This is a genomic window from Streptomyces sp. NPDC005728 (assembly GCF_040630895.1).
Classification (GTDB): Bacteria; Actinomycetota; Actinomycetes; order Streptomycetales; family Streptomycetaceae; genus Streptomyces.
Genome location: NZ_JBEXYL010000225.1, coordinates 1 through 4,924, shown reverse-complemented (window position 1 = coordinate 4,924; position 4,924 = coordinate 1). Strand labels below are relative to the sequence as shown.

Genomic DNA, 4,924 nt, shown 5'->3' with positions numbered 1-4,924 from the left:
GGAAGATCGGCAGCGGCATCAGGGTCGGCGTCTCGTCGGACGCGTAACCGAACATCAGGCCCTGGTCGCCGGCGCCCTGCCGGTCCAGCTCGTCCCCCTCGTCCCCGCGGGAGGCACCCGCGACCCGTGACTCGTAGGCCGTGTCGACGCCCTGCGCGATGTCCGGGGACTGTGCGCCGATCGACACCGACACGCCGCAGGAGGCGCCGTCGAAGCCCTTGGCCGAGGAGTCGTAGCCGATCTCGAGGATCCTGTCGCGTACGAGCTGGGCGATCGGCGCGTAGGCCTTGGTGGTGACCTCGCCGGCGACGTGCACCTGCCCCGTGGTGATGAGCGTCTCCACGGCGACCCGGGAGGTCGGGTCCTCACGCAGCAGGGCGTCGAGGATGGTGTCGCTGATCTGGTCGGCGATCTTGTCGGGGTGGCCCTCGGTCACGGACTCCGAAGTGAACAGGCGGCGAGACATGGAACTCCTTGTGAGAGCGACAGCGGGGGGGAGATGGCGACGGCCGCATGCAGACGGCTCACCGGGCGGTACGCGCCGGTCGGTCGGGTGTCCGGCGCGGTCTGATCTTGCTGCGCCACCGGGAGAAGCTAGTCATGCCGACCTGTCCGGCACCAGAGCGAGCCCCAGACTCTGTCAGGAAGGGGCGGTCTGCGCGGAGAGCAACGTGACGCAGTGGGCCGCCGAGACGAGCGTCGCATGGCGGTTCCATCCGTTGAAGGTGCGCCCGGTGAAGTCCGTCATGCCGATGCGGTCGGTGGTGTTCCGGAAGGAGTCGTCGACCGTGTCCACGAGCCTTGCGAGAGAGGTCAGTTCGTCCGGGCCGGCGTCGTGCATGTTGGTGACCCAGGCCCGGCCCGGACCACTGTCGGGGTGCGTCTGCGTGCGGAACAGCAGCAGGTCGTCCAGGCCGTCCAGGGCCGCGGGACGGCGGTCGGCGCCGACCACGAAGGGCACACCGGCCGCGCGCAGCTTCCGTACGGCGGTGGCGGCGTCGGCGTCGCCGACAGCGAGCACCACCGGGCGCACGGGCAGGTCTCCGTCCCGGTGCGCGGCCAGGCCGAGGTACGCCTCGACCGCGCACTCCGCCGGATTCTCCGCCGCGAGCCCGTCGGGTATCGCCACCTGGGCGCGCCGGGCGTCGTCGTCGAGCCAGTCGCGGGGCAGCAGCAGCCGCCAGCTGACCGGGTAGGGCAGCACGGAGGACGCGGCCCACAGACCCACCGAGTACTGGACGTTCAGCATCTGGCCCAGGGCGGGAACGTAGCGCTTGTGCACGCCCACGGTGTTGTCCCCCTCCTTCGGTACCAGCAGGGGGCGCAGCACCCACGCCCGGGGAGGCGCCAGTTCGGCCATGTACGCGGCCAGGGCCCGCCGCATCGGCATCCAGTCCCAGGTGGAGCAGCTGACGAAATGGTGCAGGCGCTGTTCGAGGGTCGCGCTTCCGCCCAGGTGGGCCGCCATGTTGCGGAAGGACCTGCGGCCCGGGGTGGCCAGCAGGCCCCTGACGTACTTCAGGCCCCTCGCGCGCTGATCGCTGCGGGACAACTGGGCGAAGAGCCGGTCGCACAGGTCCGTGAGGACCGCGTCGTCGACGGGCGGCGGCGCGGCACCGGCGGCCGGGCCGGGACGGTCCTCCTCGCACCGGGCGAGCCCCCTCGGCGAGGCGACGTCACTCATGAATACGATCCCCCTGGTCGTGAACGTGGTCGTGCCCCCGCCCCGGACACTCGGTGCCCGGGGCGGGGGCTTGCCGCGCGGCGGCGGCGTTGCGCCGCTCCGTCGGCAGGCGGGACGGGAGTCCCTCCGGTCAGGCGGCCGGCTCGGGTTCGCTGCTGCGGAAGGCTCCGGCCGACGCGAAGACGACGGCGGCGAGCGCGACCGCCAGCACCGTGAATCCGGCGACGCCGTAGAAGCCGTCGAACTTGCTCAGCAGCACGCCGCCGACCACACCGCCGATCGTCGTGCCGGCGTAGAGGGCGGTGGTCGCCAGCGACGACACCGTGCCGCGCGCAGCGGTGGTCTGGCCCAGCAGCATCGCCATGAAGATCGGGTAGGCGAGGCCGAGGAACGCGGACCCCAGCGCCAGGCCGGTGATCGCAAGCCCCAGGTTGGGGGCGAACGGCACGGCGCCGTAGATCACGATCAGGGCGGCGAAGACCAGGATCAGGGTGCGCTGTTCGCCGATCCGGCGGATGAGGTGGCTTCCGAACAGCGAGGTGCTCGCCATGCCGACGCCGAGCGCCATCATCGAGGCACCGACCGAGGCCACGCCCAGTCCGAAGTCCTCGGTCAGCCAGGAACCGATGAAGGAGATCGTCTCGAAGACACCGGTCTGGTAGACGAAGTAGGCGAGCAGGAACCAGGTGAACGTCCGTGACCGGAACAGGCTGGCGTACGTCCCGAAGAACCCGGACCCCGTGCCCGGCGCAGCGCCCGGAACGGACGGGAAGACCCGCCAGAGGATGATCCAGGCGATGGCGGACAGCCCCGCGACCGCCACGAACGGCACGTGCCAGGAGGCGGTGGCCAGCCAGCCGCCGATCGGCACGCCGACCACCTGGGAGATGGACATGCCGGCGCCGGCGAAGCCCATGGTCTTCACCACGGCGTTACCCGGCACCAGGACCGGGATGGAGGCCCAGATCTGAGGGCTCACGAGCGCGGCCGACATACCGGCGAGGAACCGGAAGAGGATCATCGTCCAGAAGCCCTGCGCCACACCGCACAGGGCCGTGGAGACCGTGAACCCGGCGAAGCCGAGCAGGAGCACGCTGCGCCGGTCACGGCCGTCCGACAGCGGGCCGGCCACCAGGGCGAACAGCGCGAAGCCGAGGGCGTAGGCGCTGACCATCCACCCGGACTGGCTGGTGGAGACGTCGAACGACTTGGCGAGGGTGGGCAGCATCGGCGCCACCAGGAACGTGTCGGTGCCGATCACGAACATGGTCGCGAACGACAGCCACGCCACGACACTGCTGGAGAGAGCTGGGGTCTGCCGGTCCGCGCTGCGGGACCGGGGGGAGGAATCTGTCGAGGTCATCGGGTAACACCACCGTGGAGGGACATGGGGGAGGGGGGTGTGCGGCGCCGTTCTCGGCGCTGCGGGAGCGGTACGGGGCTGCTACACGCCGGGGCGCCGGCCCCAGCTGGAGTAGACGAAGGTAGAGACGTCGGGCGCGGGGCGGCTGTCCAGCAGCGCCTTCGCCCGCTCGATCTGTTCGGGTATCAGGAGGCCCGCGCCGGTGAGGGTCTCGCCGCTCTGGATCAGGCGGATGCGCAGCAGTTCGTCCTGGACGGGGTCGACGCCGAGCCCGCCGGGTGTGACGGCGACACCCACGGACGTGCAGCCCGCGGCCGCCAGCAGCGCGGGCGTCCGGCGCGCCCAGGACAGGTCGATGCCCTGTGCGGCCAGTGCGGCTGTCCAGGCTCCGTGGGCCTGCCGCCACTCCGGATAGGGGGAGTCCTCCGCGGGCACGAAGTAGACGTCCTCGAGGACCAGCCAGCCGCCGGGGGCGAGCCACTGCACCGCGCGCTTGAGGATCTCCTCACGCTCCGCCAGGTGCATGAACACGGCGCGCGCGTGGACCAGGTCGAACGATCCCGGGACGAAGTCCTCCCGGGTGATGTCCATGCGCCGAACGGTCAGGTTCGGGGCGTGGTCGGTGTCGATGAAGCGCGGGTCGATGTCGGCGGCGACGACGCTGCCGGCGGGCACCCGGTCGGCGAGCCAGTAGGCGATGGAGCCGGCGCCCGCGCCCAGTTCGAGGCAGCGCGCCGTCGGCGGCAGCTCCAGCTGCTCCAGGATCTTCACCGTGCCCGGGTCGTAGCTCTGCTCGAGCAGCTGCAGCCGGGCCTGCTCGGTCGGCAGGTCCTTGCTCAGCAGTCCGGTGTAGGCGCCGGAATCGGCAAGGGTCTCGCTCATCGTGTGTGACCTTTCTCGGTTGTCAGGCGAAGTAGCCCGACGAGTGGAGGACGCGCAGCCAGGTGCCGTCCGGCTGGCGGCGCGCGACCTGGTACCGGCCGCGGCTGTCGTCGACCGGGACCGTCGAGGTGAGGGCGAGATCTCCGGTGCGCAGCGTGGGCAGCGGCTCCTCCTGCTCGAAGTGGGAGAAGTGCTTCAGCATTTCCTCGAAAGCGGCACGAATGGCCTCCCGGCCCACGTGCAACTTGCCTATCGGAAAGGCCATCACGGCGTCCGGCTCATAGAGTTCGGCGAGCCCTTCGACATCGCCGGCATTGGCCAGGTCGACCCATATCCTGGCCAGGTCCTCGGGTTCCGTTGCCTTTTCACGTGCGGTGACGCTCATAGCGGTGCTCCTTTCTTCGCCCTGGGCGGAGTTCACGAATACGCGCGGGTCGTACAGTGCCTGGATCCTCGCGATCTTCCCGTCCTCGACGTGTATCCAGTTCGCGACCGCGGTGGGCGGTGCGACCGTCGTGAGCAGGGTGAACCAGGTCAGCACGTCGGAGTTGTCGACGAACGTCCGGTGCACGACCAGGTCCTTCGTCACGGGGGCCATACTTGCGAGGGAATCCCGGCACGCATCGGCGCTCTTGTAATGCCCGAGCGGGCCCAGGTATTCGAGATCGTCGGCCAAGAGCGACCGCAGGGTGGTGAAGTCCTTTGCCTGCCATGCCGCGAAATAGGCGGACGCCAACTGTGCGGCATCGTCGTCGGCCACTGCGTCTCCTATGTTTTGCGCGAGGCTTGTGGTCGGGCTTTCTCACGGAATTTCACGGCAGCCCGGCATCCCAAAGTGTGCTCAGGCGGTGTGACACTGACCATGGCGGCCGGGGCACTATGTCAAGTCCGCCCGGGCCGCCTCCCGGTGGGCCGGACCGGCGGGTTCGGGGCACGCCGAGAGGCCGCCGTGCCAGGCACGGCGGCCGTCGGGAGGGGGTGCGCCGCGGCGGTCG

At 70.4% G+C, this 4,924-nt stretch carries 5 protein-coding genes; all 5 read right to left on the bottom strand.

Going from position 1 to position 4,924, the window contains the following annotated elements:
• Positions 1 to 466: S-adenosylmethionine synthetase N-terminal domain-containing protein (locus tag ABZ471_RS47690; RefSeq protein ID WP_359075411.1), on the bottom strand; the 466-nt coding region annotated here is incomplete at its 3' end.
• A 174-nt stretch (positions 467 to 640) separates the two neighbouring features.
• Complete coding sequence (locus tag ABZ471_RS47685; protein ID WP_359075410.1) at positions 641 to 1,684, bottom strand: transposase; 1,044 nt, start codon at positions 1,682 to 1,684, stop codon at positions 641 to 643.
• A 130-nt stretch (positions 1,685 to 1,814) separates the two neighbouring features.
• Positions 1,815 to 3,047: an MFS transporter gene (locus ABZ471_RS47680; protein ID WP_359075409.1), complete on the bottom strand. Its 1,233-nt coding sequence runs from the start codon at positions 3,045 to 3,047 to the stop codon at positions 1,815 to 1,817.
• Positions 3,048 to 3,128: 81 nt separating this feature from the next.
• Positions 3,129 to 3,929 carry a class I SAM-dependent methyltransferase gene (locus ABZ471_RS47675; protein ID WP_359075408.1) on the bottom strand — a complete coding sequence of 267 codons (801 nt, stop codon included), beginning with the start codon at positions 3,927 to 3,929 and terminating at the stop codon, positions 3,129 to 3,131.
• A gap of 22 nt (positions 3,930 to 3,951) precedes the next feature.
• Positions 3,952 to 4,689: a nuclear transport factor 2 family protein gene (locus ABZ471_RS47670; protein WP_359075407.1), complete on the bottom strand. Its 738-nt coding sequence runs from the start codon at positions 4,687 to 4,689 to the stop codon at positions 3,952 to 3,954.
• Positions 4,690 to 4,924: the final 235 nt, after the last annotated feature.